This is a genomic window from Kribbella sp. NPDC051770 (assembly GCF_040681455.1).
Lineage (GTDB): Bacteria > Actinomycetota > Actinomycetes > Propionibacteriales > Kribbellaceae > Kribbella.
The window spans coordinates 1-14,422 of the sequence record NZ_JBFAYT010000008.1; the positions used below are offsets into that span (position 1 = coordinate 1).

Annotated in this window: 13 protein-coding genes; 5 read left to right on the plus strand and 8 right to left on the minus strand. The window is 70.6% G+C overall.

Going from position 1 to position 14,422, the window contains the following annotated elements:
• Positions 1 to 50: 50 nt before the first annotated feature.
• Entirely contained in the window at positions 51 to 605 is a 555-nt protein-coding gene (locus AB0M01_RS25135; RefSeq protein ID WP_363673494.1) for a sigma-70 family RNA polymerase sigma factor, read from the minus strand.
• Positions 606 to 714: 109 nt separating this feature from the next.
• Positions 715 to 1,329 (minus strand): hypothetical protein, encoded by a 615-nt coding sequence (locus AB0M01_RS25140; RefSeq protein WP_363673496.1) that lies wholly within the window; start codon positions 1,327 to 1,329, stop codon positions 715 to 717.
• Between the two features lie 148 nt (positions 1,330 to 1,477).
• On the opposite strand from AB0M01_RS25140, the gene AB0M01_RS25145 reads away from it, so the two are divergent.
• Positions 1,478 to 2,908 (plus strand): PepSY domain-containing protein, encoded by a 1,431-nt coding sequence (locus AB0M01_RS25145; protein ID WP_363673498.1) that lies wholly within the window; start codon positions 1,478 to 1,480, stop codon positions 2,906 to 2,908.
• Here the strand turns inward: AB0M01_RS25145 and AB0M01_RS25150 are convergent.
• Positions 2,905 to 3,249, minus strand: a complete 345-nt coding sequence (locus AB0M01_RS25150; RefSeq protein ID WP_363673500.1) for a hypothetical protein — start codon at positions 3,247 to 3,249, stop codon at positions 2,905 to 2,907. The genes AB0M01_RS25145 and AB0M01_RS25150 overlap by 4 nt on opposite strands.
• A gap of 66 nt (positions 3,250 to 3,315) precedes the next feature.
• Here AB0M01_RS25150 and AB0M01_RS25155 point away from each other — a divergent pair, with 66 nt between their 5' ends.
• Positions 3,316 to 6,762, plus strand: a complete 3,447-nt coding sequence (locus AB0M01_RS25155; protein WP_363673502.1) for an error-prone DNA polymerase — start codon at positions 3,316 to 3,318, stop codon at positions 6,760 to 6,762.
• An 89-nt stretch (positions 6,763 to 6,851) separates the two neighbouring features.
• On the plus strand, positions 6,852 to 7,619 hold the full coding sequence (locus AB0M01_RS25160; protein ID WP_363673504.1) for a dihydrofolate reductase family protein: 768 nt from the start codon (positions 6,852 to 6,854) through the stop codon (positions 7,617 to 7,619).
• 22 nt (positions 7,620 to 7,641) lie between these two features.
• Here the strand turns inward: AB0M01_RS25160 and AB0M01_RS25165 are convergent, their stop codons facing one another.
• Positions 7,642 to 8,343: a methyltransferase domain-containing protein gene (locus tag AB0M01_RS25165; RefSeq protein ID WP_363673506.1), complete on the minus strand. Its 702-nt coding sequence runs from the start codon at positions 8,341 to 8,343 to the stop codon at positions 7,642 to 7,644.
• 267 nt (positions 8,344 to 8,610) lie between these two features.
• Between AB0M01_RS25165 and AB0M01_RS25170 the strand changes: the two genes are divergently transcribed.
• Positions 8,611 to 10,149: an FAD-dependent monooxygenase gene (locus tag AB0M01_RS25170; RefSeq protein ID WP_363673508.1), complete on the plus strand. Its 1,539-nt coding sequence runs from the start codon at positions 8,611 to 8,613 to the stop codon at positions 10,147 to 10,149.
• Here the strand turns inward: AB0M01_RS25170 and AB0M01_RS25175 are convergent.
• A complete protein-coding gene (locus AB0M01_RS25175) occupies positions 10,095 to 10,346 on the minus strand; it encodes a hypothetical protein (RefSeq protein ID WP_363673510.1) in 252 nt (83 codons plus the stop codon). The genes AB0M01_RS25170 and AB0M01_RS25175 overlap by 55 nt on opposite strands.
• 168 nt (positions 10,347 to 10,514) lie before the next feature.
• Here AB0M01_RS25175 and AB0M01_RS25180 point away from each other — a divergent pair, with 168 nt between their 5' ends.
• Entirely contained in the window at positions 10,515 to 11,306 is a 792-nt protein-coding gene (locus AB0M01_RS25180) for an endonuclease/exonuclease/phosphatase family protein (protein ID WP_363673512.1), read from the plus strand.
• Positions 11,307 to 11,388: 82 nt separating this feature from the next.
• On the opposite strand, the gene AB0M01_RS25185 is transcribed toward AB0M01_RS25180, so the two are convergent.
• From AB0M01_RS25185 to AB0M01_RS25195, 3 genes are all read right to left on the minus strand, one after another.
• Positions 11,389 to 12,159, minus strand: coding sequence for a hypothetical protein (locus AB0M01_RS25185; protein ID WP_363673514.1), 771 nt, complete (start codon positions 12,157 to 12,159; stop codon positions 11,389 to 11,391).
• Positions 12,160 to 12,243: 84 nt separating this feature from the next.
• Positions 12,244 to 13,107 carry an LLM class flavin-dependent oxidoreductase gene (locus AB0M01_RS25190; protein ID WP_363673516.1) on the minus strand — a complete coding sequence of 288 codons (864 nt, stop codon included), beginning with the start codon at positions 13,105 to 13,107 and terminating at the stop codon, positions 12,244 to 12,246.
• Between the two features lie 78 nt (positions 13,108 to 13,185).
• The gene (locus AB0M01_RS25195) at positions 13,186 to 14,382 is read right to left on the minus strand and encodes an epoxide hydrolase family protein (RefSeq protein WP_363673519.1); all 1,197 of its coding nucleotides are present in this window, start codon (positions 14,380 to 14,382) and stop codon (positions 13,186 to 13,188) included.
• Between the last annotated feature and the right edge of the window lie 40 nt (positions 14,383 to 14,422).

Here is a 14,422-nt window from a genome sequence, read left to right on the forward strand (position 1 = left end):
TGCCCCGGCCGCGGCGGGCCCGCGAAAACGCGCGCCCTCGCCTGCTTCGGTTACGCGGCCAGCAGGTCCGCGAGCGTCGTCCGCGCTCGTGCCACGCGTGAGCGGACCGTGCCGACCGGGCAGCCCAGGTGGGCGGCGACCTCGGCGTACGGGACGCCCGCGAGCTGCGTGAGGACGAAGACCTCGCGGCGATCGGTCGGGATCTGGTCGAGCAGTTCGGCCAGCGCGATTCCGTCGTCGAAGCCCGGCAGGTCGCGTGGCTGCGACTGCTCCGCGGCGAGCAGCCAGTCGCGGTCGGCGAGCCGGGGCCGGGAGGCCCGGCGGCGGAGCTCGTCGACGACCGTACGCCGGGCGATCGACAGCAGCCAGGTGCGTGCCGACGACCGCCCCTCGAAGCGGTGCAGGCTGGTCAGCGCGCGCAGGAACGTCTCCTGCGCGAGGTCCTCGGCCGCGGCCGGGTCGGCGGACAGGTGCGCGACGTACCGGCGTACGTCGCGCTGGAGAGCCCGGACGAAATCGTCGAGGGCGTAGCGGTCACCGTCGCGCGCGGCGACGGCGAGATGGGTGCAGTGGTCGTCGGGTGGTTCGAACAGGGCGGACGTCATGGTGTCCTTCGAGTCCAAGCCCGGCCTGGCGTACGCCGGGCGCGCGGAAGCGAGCCGGCCGGATGGCACAGCTCTGACCCGAGCGGTCAGGCCCGGGTGATGCGTGCTGTCAGGCGACAGCGGTTCCGCGCGGTGGTCCTCGGGAGACGATCGCATGCACGAGCAGCAGCTGCCGGACCGGCAGCTGGAAGGTGGTCGGGCGTGGCCGCGGTCCGTGGACGACGACCTGTACGGGCAGGAGCAGCCGGAGGACGAGTCGCTCAGTGACCGCACGCAGTACAGCGAAAACGGCACGCTCGCCGTAGGCGAGCCAGAGGCCGCACAAGAGCGCGGCGAGAAGGTGAGCGGCGAGCATCCCGGCGGACCCGTGGCCGCCGAGCATCCCCGGCATCTCGTGGGCGCCGACCAGTCTCGCTGACCCACCGTGCATCTCGTGCCCGTGGTGCATCGTTGTGTGGCTCGGAGCAACCATCGTCTGCGCGAGCGTGAACACCGTGTGCAGCTCGGCCTGCGCGACCACCGTGCCCACGACGACGAACCCGACACTTCGTTCGCGATCGGCCACGATCCACGCCGCCGTCGCGATCGACACCGTCCCCGGCACGAGCGCCCACCAGGGGATCCCGGCCCCGGACATCACCACGTGCCCCAGCGCCGCGAGCAGCACACAGACGGCCGCGAACATCACGGCCCGGGCGGCTCGGAACTCCCAGCGTCGCTGCATGGCGGCTCCATGGTCGCATCCGCGCCGCCGCCGACCCAGAGCCCGTCGTACCGGAACCAGCGCTGTGGCCCAGACCACAGAAACCCGCGGGAACTGATCGGCCACCCGATCCGACTCCTGTTCCGACCGTGTGCAGAAGGAGTGGAACGTGAGCGGAGTACAGGGCCCCGACGGTACGACGGCAGTCGCGCCGCGGGCCGAGCCGGCGGAGACCGCGCAGCGCGGCCGGGGCGCGGGCCTGTTCCGCGCGTTCTGGCGCTGGCACTTCTACGCGAGCTTCCTGGTCATCCCGGTGCTGCTGATCCTCGCGACGACCGGCCTGATCTACCTGTTCCGCTTCCAGATCGAACCCGCGCTGCACTCGGACCTGATGAAGGTCGACCAGCCGGCGGGCATCGTCGCGCAGCCGTACTCGTCGCAGCTCGACGAAGTCCGGCTCGCCTACCCCGGCAGCACCGTCGTCTCGATGACCGAGCCGTCGGCCCCGAACCGCTCGACGGTCTTCTCGGTCGACACCGCGGCCGGTCCGCGGGACGTGTTCGTCGACCCGTACGAGGGCAAGGTGCTCGGCGCGCTCAACCCCGACACCACGTTGTCGGGCGGCGCGATCCTGTTGCACGGCGAGCTGATGGCCGGCCGCTGGGGCGACTACGTGATCGAGATCGGCGCCTGCTGGGCGATCGTGATGGCGCTGACCGGTTACTACCTGTTCTTCCGCGGCCGGGTCGCGCGGGCGCGGCGGCGCGCGGCCGGTGCGGCAGGCGCCGTACTGCGGTCGCGGCACGGATGGACGGGCGCGGTCCTCGGTGTCGGGCTGCTGTTCCTGATCGTGTCCGGGCTGCCGTGGACCGGGGTGTGGGGCGCGAAGACGCAGGAGTTCGCGACCAGTCACGGGACGTCGTTCTGGGGTGCCGATCCGGGCGCGCTGTCGAAGCCGACGTCGACGCTCGACGAGTCGCTGCCGCACAGCCACACCGTGCCCTGGGGGCTCGGCAAGACCGAGGTGCCGCGCTCGGACCCGTCCGAGGCGCGCCGTTCGGTCGCGACCATCGACACCGCGATCGAGGTCGGCCGCCGCAACGGACTGCAGCGCCCGATGACGATCGCGCTGCCCGGTGACAGCGAGGGCGTGTACTCCGCGATCGGCTACGCCTTCAACGACCCGGGCCAGGAGCGCACGCTGCACGTCGACCAGTACGGCGGCCGCGTGGTGTCGACGTACGGGTACGCCGACTACCCGGCGCTGGCGAAGGTCGTCTCGCAGGGCATCGCGCTGCACGAAGGCCGCCGGCTGGGCACGCTGAACCTGTGGCTGACCGCGACCTTCTGCCTCGGCGTCATGTTCATGTGCGTCACCGGCCCGCTGATGTGGTGGCGCCGCCGCCCGAAGACGAAGGCGCTCGGCGCGCCGCGGGGCCGTCTCCCGCTGCGCGCGACACCGGCGCTGGCCGTGCTCGTCGTCGCCCTCGCCTTGTTCCTCCCACTCTTCGGCATCACGCTGGCCGCCGTGCTGCTGCTCGACCAGCTCGTCCTCCGTCGCGTCGCGGGTCTGCGAGCGTGGTTCAACGTCGCCCGTTAGGGCTCGAGTTTTCGCAGCGCGGTGCCGGGGATCCAGGTGATGTGGCCGTCGGGGGCCCGGACCCGGCCGAGCCACTCGCCGGCGTCCAGCACCCAGGCGTCGAGCTCGCCGGGGCGCCAGTCTGCGGCGTACTGGACGGGGGTCGCGGGGTTCACCACGCGGACCTCCGTCGCCGGTCGCGGGCCGTGCGCGTTGAACTGCAGGTCCAGATCCGCCTTCATCCTCTCTGCTTCCAGGTCGCTGGCCAGGCCGCTCGCGCGCCAGCCGTTGACCGCGCCGTCCCATACTCCGTAGGTGCCGTCCCCGTCGTTCGACGGTCGCACCGTGAACCGTCCAAGCATGTGCACAACCGTAACCCATCTTCGAACACATGTTCTACTCTTGGTGGTGTCGAGAAGGAGGACACGATGGGCTACAACAACCCGCCGGTGAAGTGGTCGGAGCTGGAGCGCCGGCTGTCGAACCGGTCGCGCCCGGGCAGCGACGGTGGCCGCCCCGCGGCGGGTGACGGCGGCGACAGCCCTGCGTGGTCGCAGCACCGCGGTCCGTACATCCCGGCCGAGGACGGCGAGCCTGCCGAGCAGCGGGCGGCCCGGCTGCGCGCGGAGGCAGTTCCGTACGCCGAGCTGCACGCGCACTCGACGTTCTCCTTCCTGGACGGCGCTTCGCAGGCGGAGACGCTGGTGGAGGCGGCGGCCGCGCTCGGGCTGCACGGGTTGGCGCTGACCGATCACGACGGCTTCTACGGCGCGGCCCGGTTCGCGGAGGCCGCCTCGGCGTACGGCGTACCGACGGTGTTCGGGGCGGAGCTGTCGCTCGACCTGACCGGCCCGCAGAACGGGGCCGCCGATCCCGAGGGATCGCACCTGCTGGTCCTTGCGGAGGGGACCAACGGGTACCACCGGTTGTCGGGGGCAATCACCCGGGGACAGCTCGCGGGTGGCGAGAAGGGCCGCCCGGTCTACGCGCTGGAGGAGCTGGCGGCGCAGGCGGCCGGGAGCTGGGTGGTGCTGACGGGCTGCCGCAAGGGGCTGGTGCGGCAGGCGCTCGAGCGCGGCGGGGCGGCGTACGGGCCGGATGCGGCCGACCGGGAGCTGGAGAGGCTGGTCGCGCTGTTCGGTGCCGACCGGGTGGTGGTGGAGCTGACCGACCATCAGCTGCCGACGGATTCCATGCGCAACAGGATCCTGGCTGACCTGGCGGCCGCGCGCGGGCTGCCGGTGGTCGCGACCAACAACGTGCACTACGCGCAGCCCCGGGACCACCGGCTCGCCTCGGCGCTGGCCGCCGTACGGGCCCGGCGGGATCTGGACGCGATGGACGGCTGGCTACCACCAGCGGGTACGGCGTTTCTCCGGTCGGGGGAGGAGATGCAGCGGATGTTCCACCGCTTCCCCGGCGCGGTGGAGCGGTCGGTGCAGCTGGCCGGGCAGCTCGGGTTCGACCTGCGGCGGGCGAAGCCGAAGCTGCCGCTGCGCGACGTCCCCGAGGGGCACACGCCGATGAGCTGGCTGAAGCACCTGACGCTGAAGGGCGCCGCGGTCCGGTACGGTCCGCGCGCCCAGCGGCCGGACGCCTACGAGCGGATCGAGCGCGAGCTCGGCGTGATCGGGACGCTCGGCTTCCCGGGGTACTTCCTGATCGTCTACGACATCTGCCGGTTCGCGCTGTCGAAGGGGATCCTCTACCAGGGCCGGGGATCGGCGGCGAACTCCGCGGTCTGCTACGCGCTCGGCATCACCGCGGTCGACAGCATCCTCTACAACCTGCCGTTCGAGCGGTTCCTGGCCTCGACCCGCGAGGAGGAGCCGGACATCGACGTCGACTTCGACTCCGACCGGCGCGAGGAGGTGATCCAGCACGTCTACCGCAAGTACGGCCGGGAGAACGCGGCCCAGGTGGCGAACGTGATCTCGTACCGGCCGAAGTCCGCGGTCCGCGACGCCGCGAAGGCCTTCGGGTACTCGGTCGGCCAGCAGGACGCGTGGTCCAAGCAGGTCGACGGCTGGTCGTCGGAGATCGAGCAGGGCGAGATCCCGGAGCGGGTGGTGACGCTGGCCTCGGAGCTGCTCAAGTTTCCGCGGCACCTGGGGATCCACTCGGGCGGCATGGTGCTGACCGAGCAGCCGGTCGGCCAGGTGGTGCCGATCGAGCACGCCCGCAAGGAGAACCGGACGGTCCTGCAGTGGGACAAGGACGACTGCGCCTGGATGGGGCTGGTGAAGTTCGACCTGCTCGGGCTCGGGATGCTGGCCGCCCTGCAGTACTGCATGGACCTGGTCCGTGAGCACACCGGCGAGGACTGGTCGCTGCACACGATCCCGAAGGAGGAAGCCGGCGTCTACGACCAGTTGTGCCGGGCGGACTCGGTCGGGGTGTTCCAGGTCGAGTCGCGGGCGCAGATGGCGACGCTGCCGCGGCTGCTGCCGCGCCGGTTCTACGACCTGGTCTGCGAGATCGCGCTGATCCGGCCCGGCCCGATCCAGGGCGGCGCGGTGCACCCGTACATCCGGCGCCGGACCGGCGAGGAGGAGATCAGCTACCTGCACCCCAAGCTGCGGCCGGTGCTGGAGCGCACGCTCGGGGTGCCGCTGTTCCAGGAGCAGCTGATGCAGATGGCGATGGCGGTCGGCGAGATCGACGGCGACGAGGCCGACCTGTTGCGGAGGGCAATGGGTTCCAAACGCGGCATCGAGAAGATCAGCTCGCTGAAGTCGAAGCTGTACGACGGGATGGCGTCGAACGGGATCACCGGTGACCTGGCCGACGAGATCTACGACAAGATCGAGGCGTTCGCGAACTTCGGGTTCGCCGAGTCGCACTCGATCAGTTTCGGGCTGCTCGTCTACACCTCGACCTGGTTCCGGCTGCACTACCCGGCGGCGTTCCTGGCCGCGCTGCTGCGCGCGCAGCCGATGGGGTTCTACTCGCCGCAGTCACTGGTCGCCGACGCGCGCCGGCACGGGGTCGAGGTGCGCCGGCCGGACCTGCACCGCTCCGGGGTCGACGCCGGGCTGGAGTGGCTGGTCGACGGGCAGGAGATCACCGGGCCGACCGGAGATCCCGCCTGCCTGGTCGACCCGCAGCCGGTGGTCGGGCCGTTCGACCCGCACGCCTCGGCCGACACGACCGCGCACCGGCGCGACGGTGCGTACGCCGTACGGCTCGGGCTGGCGGAGGTGCGGCACGTCGGTGCGACGGATGCCGAGCGGATCGTCGCCGAGCGGGAGTCGGGCGGGCCGTTCGTGTCGATGGCCGACCTCGTCCGGCGTACCGGGATCACAGCCAAACAGGTCGACGCGCTGGCGACGGCCGGCACCTTCGACTGCTTCGGCCTCGACCGCCGCCAGGCGATCTGGCAGGCCGGCGCCGCCGCCGAGGAACGCGCCGACCGCCTCCCCGGTGTGACCCTCTCCGGCCCCCCACCGATGCTGCCCGGCATGTCCGAGGTCGAGACCGACATGGCCGACCTGTGGTCGACGAGCATCACCCCCACCGGCCACCCCGTCCAACGCGCCCGCGACGACCTCCGCGCCGCCGGCATCCTGTCCGCCGCCGAGCTCCGCCAGGCCACCGACGGCTCCCAGGTCCGCGTCGCCGGCGTCATCACCCACCGCCAACGCCCCGCCACCGCCTCCGGCGTCACCTTCATGAACCTCGAGGACGAAACCGGCATGTCCAACATCGTCATCTCCGTCCAGGTCTGGAACGCCAACGCCACCGTCGCCCGCACCGCCGCCGCCGTCATCGTCCAAGGCCGAGTCCAACGCACCGGCCAGGTGGTCAACCTCAACGCCAACCACCTCGAACAACTCCCACTGGCCGCCAAGATGAAGTCCCGAGACTTCCGCTGACCAGCTCCACCGTTCCTCTCCTCTTCCACCCAACCGTTGTCGGTGGTGGCTGGTAGGTGTGGGGATCCGGCGAGTGGAGGAGTGGGTTGATGGTGGAGCGGCCTCGGGTTGTGGTGGGGGTGGGGGCGAGTGTCGACGGGAAGGTGGCGCTGGTTCGGGATGCGTTGCTGATGCGGGAGCCGAGTACGGGGATCTGGGCGGGGATGACTGTTCAGGTGGAGGACTCGGTGGGGACCGATGTGCTGCAGGTGGTCCGGGAGAAGTACGGATGCGACGCGATTCTCGAGGGGAGTGGGAGTCTCGTGGCGGAGGGGGAGACTCCGGAGGAGTTGCCGGCGTACGACGGGGAGGTGGGGGTGCTGTACGAGCACTTCTTGCCGCGGGAGGTGGTGGAGCGGGGGTTGCCGTCGCGGATGTGGTTCACCGTGGTGGACGGGCGGGGGCGGGTGCGGTGGACGGAGAAGCACGAGGGATGGGACGCGCTGGTGCTGGTGTCGCGGGCGACGCCGGTGGAGTACTTGGCGTACCTGCGGCGGGAAGGGATTTGTTACCTGGTTGCCGGGGACGAGCGAGTTGATCTCGCGCAGGCGATCGCTGCGATGGGGGCGGAGCTGGGGGTCGAGTGTTTGTTGTCGACTGCGGGTGGTGGGTTGAACGGCGCGCTGTTGCGGGCCGACCTGATCGACGGGTTGTACCTGACGATCGCGCCGGCGTTGATCGGTGGGCTGGGCACGCCGTCGGTGATGGACGGGGTGCCGCTGGCGCTGGGGGAGGCGCCCACACGGTTGCGGTTGTTGTCTGTGCAGCACGACAGCGGAGGAACCGTGCGGCTGCACTACGACGTCGACCGCGGCTGAGTACGCCGCCTCCCCGGGCGCGCTACTCGGCTTCCAGGACGAAGAACAGGAAGCAGACGAAGGCCTTCTCGTCCGTCAGGCCCGGCGGCAGGAGGTCGCGGGGAGTGTCGGGGGAGTACGGCGGCTCGCTGAGCACGCTCAGCCGGAAGCCGGCCTTCGTGAACGCGTCGGTCATCGCGTGCAGCGGGCGGTGCCAGTACGTCAGCTCGGCGCGCCGACCGTTGAACAGGTAGTCCTCGGTGAACTCCTTCGGCGCGAAGTAGTCCGCCTCGGGGTTGAACGCCTGGTAGACGATCGGGTGGTTCACCGAGAGGATCAGGCGCCCGCCCTTCTTCACCACCCGCCGCAGCTCCGCGAGCGGACCGGTCCAGTCGCGGAAGTAGTGCAGCACCAGCGACACCACCACGTCGTCGAACTCGCCATCGGCGTACGGCAGCCGCTGCGTCAGATCCGCCACCTGTACGTCGACGCCCGCGCCGAGACGCTCCCGCGCCAACTCCGCCATCGCCGGGCTGCCGTCGAACGCACTCACCACCGCACCCCGCGCCCGCAGCTCCGCCGCCAACGGCCCCGACCCGCACCCGGCGTCGAGCACCCGGCGGCCCTTCACCTCTCCGGCAAGCGAGAGCACCGCGGGCCGCTCGTAGTAGGCGTTGGCCAGGCTCTTCTCGTTCTCGGCGGAGTAGTCAGCGGCGAAGCTGTCGTAGTGGTCAGGCTGCTGCAAGGGCTCGTCCTTCCGTAGTCCGCCGACCGACGCCGGCATCAGCAGACCGGCAACCGCACGGCCCGCCCTGGTGGACGCCAACATCACCCCGAAGGTTCGGCCCTCGCCGGACCATGCTTCCAACCGGCGGACGCGCACGAGGCGCCCACCTCCGTGCGATGCTCCTGCCGCCGCCGCCGCCGCCGCCGCCGCCGCCGCCGCCGCCGCCTCGCCGACCCGGGAAAGCGATGGACCGGGTGTTGGGGTGGCTTGTACGTTGCCGGGGCTATGGACTTTGACGTGGTTGTTGTCGGGTGTGGGCCGGCCGGGGCGATGTTGGCTGCTGAGCTTGGGCTGCATGGTGTGCGGGTTCTGGTGGTGGACAAGGAGGTTGAGCCGGCGTCGATCGTGCGGGTGGTCGGGCTGCATGTGCGGAGCCTCGAGGTGATGGCGATGCGTGGGGTGCTCGATCGGCTGCTGGAGCATGGGCGGAAGCGGCCGGCGGGTGGGTTCTTCGCGGCGATCGACAAGCCGGCGCCGGTGCTTGATTCGGCGTACGGGTATTTGTTGGGGATTCCGCAGCCGGTGGTGGTGCGGTTGTTGGAGGAGTGGGCGGTTGAGGTGGGGGCGACCGTACGGCGTGGGGTTGAGGTTGTTGGGTTCGGGGAGGACGACGGCGGGGTGACGGTTGAGATCGCGGGTGGCGAGCGGGTGCGGGCTCGGTATCTCGTGGGGTGTGACGGGGCTCGGAGTGTGGTGCGGAAGCGGCTCGGGGTGGCGTTCGAGGGGGAGGCGGCGCGGACGGCTACGTTGATGGGGGAGATGGAAGTGGGGGCGCCGGCTGAGGAAGTCAGCCAGGCGGTGCGGGAGGTCGGGAGGACCGACAAGAGCTTTAGCTTGCGGCCGTTTGGTGGTGGGGTTTATCAGGTGGTGGTGCCGGGGGCGGAGGTCGGTGCCGGGGTGCCTACGCTTGATGAGTTCAAGCTTCGGTTGCGGGATGTGGCTGGGACGGACTTCGGGGTGCATTCGCCGCGGTGGTTGTCGCGGTTCGGGGATGCGACGTTGCTGGCGGAGCGGTACCGGGTGGGGCGGGTGCTGCTGGCTGGGGATGCGGCGCACATTCATCCGCCGATCGGCGGGCAGGGGCTGAACCTCGGGGTGCAGGATGCGGTCAACCTGGGGTGGAAGTTGGCGGGCGAGGTGCGCGGGTGGGCGCCGGAGTCGTTGCTGGACACGTATGAGGCTGAGCGGCGTCCCGTCGCGGCGGATGTGCTGGACAACACGCGGGCTCAGCGGGAGCTGCTGTCGAGCGAGCCTGGGGCTCAGGCCGTACGCCGGTTGCTGGCGGAGCTGATGGACATCGACGAGGTGAATCGCCGGCTGATCGAGAAGATCGTGGCGCTCGACATCCGGTACGACTTCGGCGACGGGTCTGAGCTGGTGGGGCGGCGGATGCCTGACGTGGAAGTTGCTCAGGGCAACTTGTATGACGGGATGCGCCGGGGGCGTGGGGTGTTGCTCGATCGCACCGGGCGCCTGGACGTAGGAGGGTGGGCCGACCGGGTCGACCTGGTTGCAGACACAACAACCAGCGCGCCCGAGCGTGCCGGGCACCGATCAGCTGGAGCCAGCGCGCCCGATCGCGTCGATCTCCGGCCAGCTGGATCCAGTGCCGCCGGATCGGCTGTCTTGGTTCGGCCCGACGGGTACGTCGCGTGGATCGGTGACGACCAGAAGGAGCTCGAGGTCCACCTCGCCCGGTGGTTCGGGGACTACTTGTCTCGCTCGGCCTCCGCGCGGGCCTCGGCGCCGGTTTCGCCGGCGTAGCCCTCGTCGGTGCCGGCGGCTCGGCCGACGAAGGTTTCGTTGACGCCGGTTCCGGTGGTCGAGTGGGCGTCGCCGGACTGCCGGTTCGGGTCGCCGCCGGTGTCTCGGCGTTGCGGGTCCGTGGTGTCGGCGGGGGCGTCGCCTTCCTGCACCTGGTGGGCGTACCACCAGTTCTTCAGGCGGTCGGTGACAGACATCCGGGGGTCCTCTCGCTGACGATGAACCGCTCCGGTGCCCGGAATCCGCCGCAGTACGCACCCGCGCGGCATCGGGAGGCGAGCGGGAGGAACGGGCAAGCCGTTGGAGGAGTTGCCGGCAGAGGTTGGGCTGTTTGGGCCCGGGCACAGGAACTGTCGGGAGGCGTGATGGATCACCGGGTGCGGGTGATGACGTGGAACGTCTGGTGGCGGTTCGGGCCGGAGTGGCGGGAGCGGCAGGCGGGGATCCTGGCGACGATCGAGAGGTTCGCGCCGGATGTGGTGGGGTTGCAGGAGGTGTGGGCGTCCGGCGGCAGGTCGCAGGCTGATGAGTTCGCGGCGGCGCTGGGGTTTCAGGCGGGGTTCGCTGGGCCGTCGTACCCGGCGGCGCCTGAGGGGGAGCTCGGGGTCGGGCTGTTGAGCCGGTGGCCGATCGTGCGGTACGACGCGGTGGTGATGCCGGCGAGGCACCGGGCGTGGGATCCGGTGATTCTCAGCGCGGAGATCGCGCATCCTGCGGGGGTGTTGCCGGTGCAGGTGGCTTGTCTGGAGCATGCGGTGACCTACAGCGATGATCGGCAGGCGCAGGCTGCGTTGCTGGCGGAGTTGGCTACGCATCCGCGGACCGATGGGCCGTGTCCGTCGCTGGCGATCGGTGATCTGAACGCGGCGGCGGAGAGCGCCGTACTGCGGCCGCTGCGCGATCTGCTCACCGATGCGTGGACGGCGGGTGGGGGTGCCGGCGACGCGATCACGTTGCCGAGTACGCATCCTCAGGCGCCGCTGGAGGCGGGGCCGGAGTTGGTGAATCAGCGGATCGACCACGTCTTCTTCCGGCCTGGGCACGAGGACCAGGTCGTCGAGGTCGAGGCGGTGGCGATCCCGGACGAGGCGGTCGACGGGGTCTTCCCGTCCGATCATCGGCCGGTGATCTGCGACCTGCGGTGGCACGACCGCTGAACGACTGAACGGGCCGGCGATCCGAGGATCAACCGGCCCGATCAGAAGCTCGCCCGAGGCGCCGCCTCAGAAGCTCGCCGCGTCAGGAGATCGTGCCGAGGTACAGCCACTGGTTGCCGACGGTCGGGAGCTTCGAGTAGTTCGCGACCCGGACCGAGTAGCCCTTGAGGCCCGCGGTCGGGATGCTGGTCGCGAAGTTCCCCGCAGTGTTGGTGGTCGCGGTGGCCTTGGTGACGTAGTCGTTGGCACCCTTGCGGACCTGTACGACGACCTGCTGCTTCTGCACGTTCACCTGGCGACCCGAGTAGTGCCACGACTTCAGGTTCCCCTGGACGGCGAGCCGGCCGCTCTTCGGGACGAGCTTGCCGCGCGGGTTCGCGGTGATCGTCGAGGCGAAGCGCAGCCGCAGGACGCGCGGGGTGGTGTCCTGGGTGAAGGTCTTGACGGCGAGCTTGCCGCTGCGGTCCTTGACCGCGATCTGCCGGATCATCCAGTCGCCGTAGTCGTCGGTGCCGAACTTGAAGGTGCTGGAGTAGTGGTCGATCCGGCGCGGGTCGACGATCCGGCGGGTGTTCTGGTTGCGGAAGTCGTGGGTGTTGGTGCGGCTGATCCCGAGCGAGACCGAGACGCCCGCGCAGGTCGACGCCTTGCTCGGCCAGCCGGTGTAGAAGGTCAGCGAGCCCTTGGTCGTCATCGTCTCGTCCTGCCCCCAGCGCTGCGGCTCGGTCAGCACCTTCAGACAGTCCGATGCCGTCGCGGCGTCGGCCGGGGCGGCGACCAGAACGGTGCCGGTGATGGCGGCCGCGGCCGTGACGAGGCCGACCGCGGCGCGGGCGAGAAGGTTGGAACGCATGGTGAATCCCCCTGGTGTTGTCTGCGTGATTGCCTTGGTAGACGGGGATTCCAGCGTTTTGGTTGGATGACGAAGTGGTAACGCTCAGCCGAGTCGCGGCGGTCCCTGCTCGATCCGGCGCAGGACCGGCTCCAGCCGGTAGAAGTCGGTGCCGGTGATCAGCTGCCGCTCGTCCCACCAGGTCGCGCCCACCTCGGCGAGCGGTTCGACGAGTGCGCGCGCCCCCGCGGCGTCGCCAGGACTGATGCCTCCGACAACAACGTCGTACGGCGAACCGTCGCGCTCCGCGTCGAGGAAGGCGACCAGGTCCCGCAGCTCCTCGACCGCCGGTGCGACGCCGTGGTTGGCGTTCTGGAACAGCGGTACGGCGCCGTCCCAGCGGGCCGCGCGCCGCATCGGTGCCTTGCGCGGCCAGTACCCGGCGATCCACACCGGCGGCCGCGGCCGCGAAACGGTTGCCGGGAGCAACGTCACGTCGCGCACGCGATAGTGCTCGCCCTCATGGTTGACCGGCGAGCCCGACCAGTACTCCGCGAGCAGCTGCAGCCCTTCGTCGAGCCGGGCGGCGAGCACCTTCGGGTCGGTCTCGTCGCCGAAGCTCCCGAACTCGTCGTCGATCGGGCCGCCGAGCCCGGCGCCGAAGACGACCCGGCCGCCGCTCATCGCGTCGAGCGTCGCGACCTGCCGGGCGAGCTGCTCGGGCCGCCGCCGCGCGACCGGCGTCACCAGCGGACCGAGCGTGATCCGCGAGGTGGCCAGCGCGGCGGCGGTCATCAGCATCCACGGGTCCCCGAACGGCTGCCCGACCCGCTTGGCCTTGGTGTGCACGACGTGGTCCCAGAGGAACAGCCCGTCCCACCCGGCCTGCTCGGCCGCGACCGCCACCCGCGCGACGGTGTGGGCGTCGGCGAAGTCCCCGAAGTTCGGAATGTTGATCGAGAAGCGCATGCTCCCATCTAAACCCACTCCCGGCGGCGGTCAGCCGGAGGGGACCAGGCGGTCAGCGCAGGAACCTCGAGCGCGCGATCACCGCAGCGCCCGGAACGCCGCCCGGACCTCCGCGGCGAACAGCGCCGGCTCCTCCCACGCCGCGAAGTGCCCGCCCCGCGCCACCACGTTGAAGTACGCCAGCCCCGGGTACACCGTCTCGGCCCAGCTCCGCGGTGACGCCCAGATCTCGCCCGGGAACGTCGAGAACCCGACCGGCACCTGCACCGGTGGCGGAGTGTGCCCGGCGGCAGCGGCGAGGAACTGCCCGAACTCCCAGTACCACCGCGCCGCCGATGTACCGGTCCCCGTCAGCCAGTACAGCGTGATGTTGTCGAGGATGCTGTCCCGCGTCAGCCCGCCGGAAGGATCCCCGTCGAGGAACGCCCGCGAGATCTTCAGGTAGCTGTCGGTGTCGTGGTCGAGCATCCAGGCGGCCAGCCCGATCGGTGAGTCGAGCAACGAGTACCCGATCGTCTGCGGCCGCGTCGACTGCTCGAGGAAGTAGCCGAACCCCTCGGTGGTGAACACCTTCAACGCGGCGTGCGCCGACCGCTCCTCGTCAGTGGAGGACGGCAGTAGATCGACCACCCCGAGCGCCGTCGCCAGCAGGTTCACGTGAATACCGACCAGCCCGGCAGTCCCGTGCCGCCCCATCGCATCCGTCACCGCAGCACCCACGTCGCCGCCCTGCGCGACGTACCGGCTGTACCCGAGCCGACCCATCAGCTCGCCCCAAGCATGCGCGATCCGCCCGTTCTCCCACCCCAGCTCACCGGGCTCCCCGGAGAACCCGTACCCCGGCAACGACGGCAGCACCAGGTGGAACGCGTCCTCCGCCCGACCGCCGTACGCCGTCGGATCGGTCAGCGGACCCACCGTGTCGAGCAGCTCGACAACCGACCCCGGCCACCCGTGCGTCATGATCAGCGGCAGCGCGTTCTCGTGCGGCGACCGCACGTGGACGAAGTGGATCGAGACGCCGTCGATCTCGGTGGTGAACTGCGGCAGCGCGTTCAGCCGCGTCTCGCACCGGCGCCAGTCGTACTCGCTCGTCCAGTACCGCGCGAGCTCCTGCAGCGTCGCCAGCTGGACCCCTTGGGAGCGATCGCTGACGAGCTCCTGGCTGGGCCAGCGCGCCGACGCGATCCGCCGGCGCAGGTCGTCCAGCTGTTCCTGCGGGACCTGGACGTGGAACGACCTGATGTCGGTACTGGTGTCGATGGTGGTACTCATGACGCCTCCTCGGCCTGCGAACGATGACGCCCTCAGCCTC

Bases quoted from the DNA above. Each gene is read 5' to 3' on its own strand.
- AB0M01_RS25175 (WP_363673510.1), bottom strand. From the start codon at position 10,346: ATGTCTGTCACCGACCGCCTGAAGAACTGGTGGTACGCCCACCAGGTG.
- AB0M01_RS25195 (WP_363673519.1), bottom strand. From the start codon at position 14,382: ATGAGTACCACCATCGACACCAGTACCGACATCAGGTCGTTCCACGTC.
- AB0M01_RS25190 (WP_363673516.1), bottom strand. From the start codon at position 13,107: ATGCGCTTCTCGATCAACATTCCGAACTTCGGGGACTTCGCCGACGCC.
- AB0M01_RS25155 (WP_363673502.1), top strand. From the start codon at position 3,316: ATGGGCTACAACAACCCGCCGGTGAAGTGGTCGGAGCTGGAGCGCCGG.
- AB0M01_RS25180 (WP_363673512.1), top strand. From the start codon at position 10,515: ATGGATCACCGGGTGCGGGTGATGACGTGGAACGTCTGGTGGCGGTTC.
- AB0M01_RS25170 (WP_363673508.1), top strand. From the start codon at position 8,611: ATGGACTTTGACGTGGTTGTTGTCGGGTGTGGGCCGGCCGGGGCGATG.
- AB0M01_RS25185 (WP_363673514.1), bottom strand. From the start codon at position 12,159: ATGCGTTCCAACCTTCTCGCCCGCGCCGCGGTCGGCCTCGTCACGGCC.
- AB0M01_RS25160 (WP_363673504.1), top strand. From the start codon at position 6,852: ATGGTGGAGCGGCCTCGGGTTGTGGTGGGGGTGGGGGCGAGTGTCGAC.
- AB0M01_RS25140 (WP_363673496.1), bottom strand. From the start codon at position 1,329: ATGCAGCGACGCTGGGAGTTCCGAGCCGCCCGGGCCGTGATGTTCGCG.
- AB0M01_RS25135 (WP_363673494.1), bottom strand. From the start codon at position 605: ATGACGTCCGCCCTGTTCGAACCACCCGACGACCACTGCACCCATCTC.
- AB0M01_RS25150 (WP_363673500.1), bottom strand. From the start codon at position 3,249: ATGCTTGGACGGTTCACGGTGCGACCGTCGAACGACGGGGACGGCACC.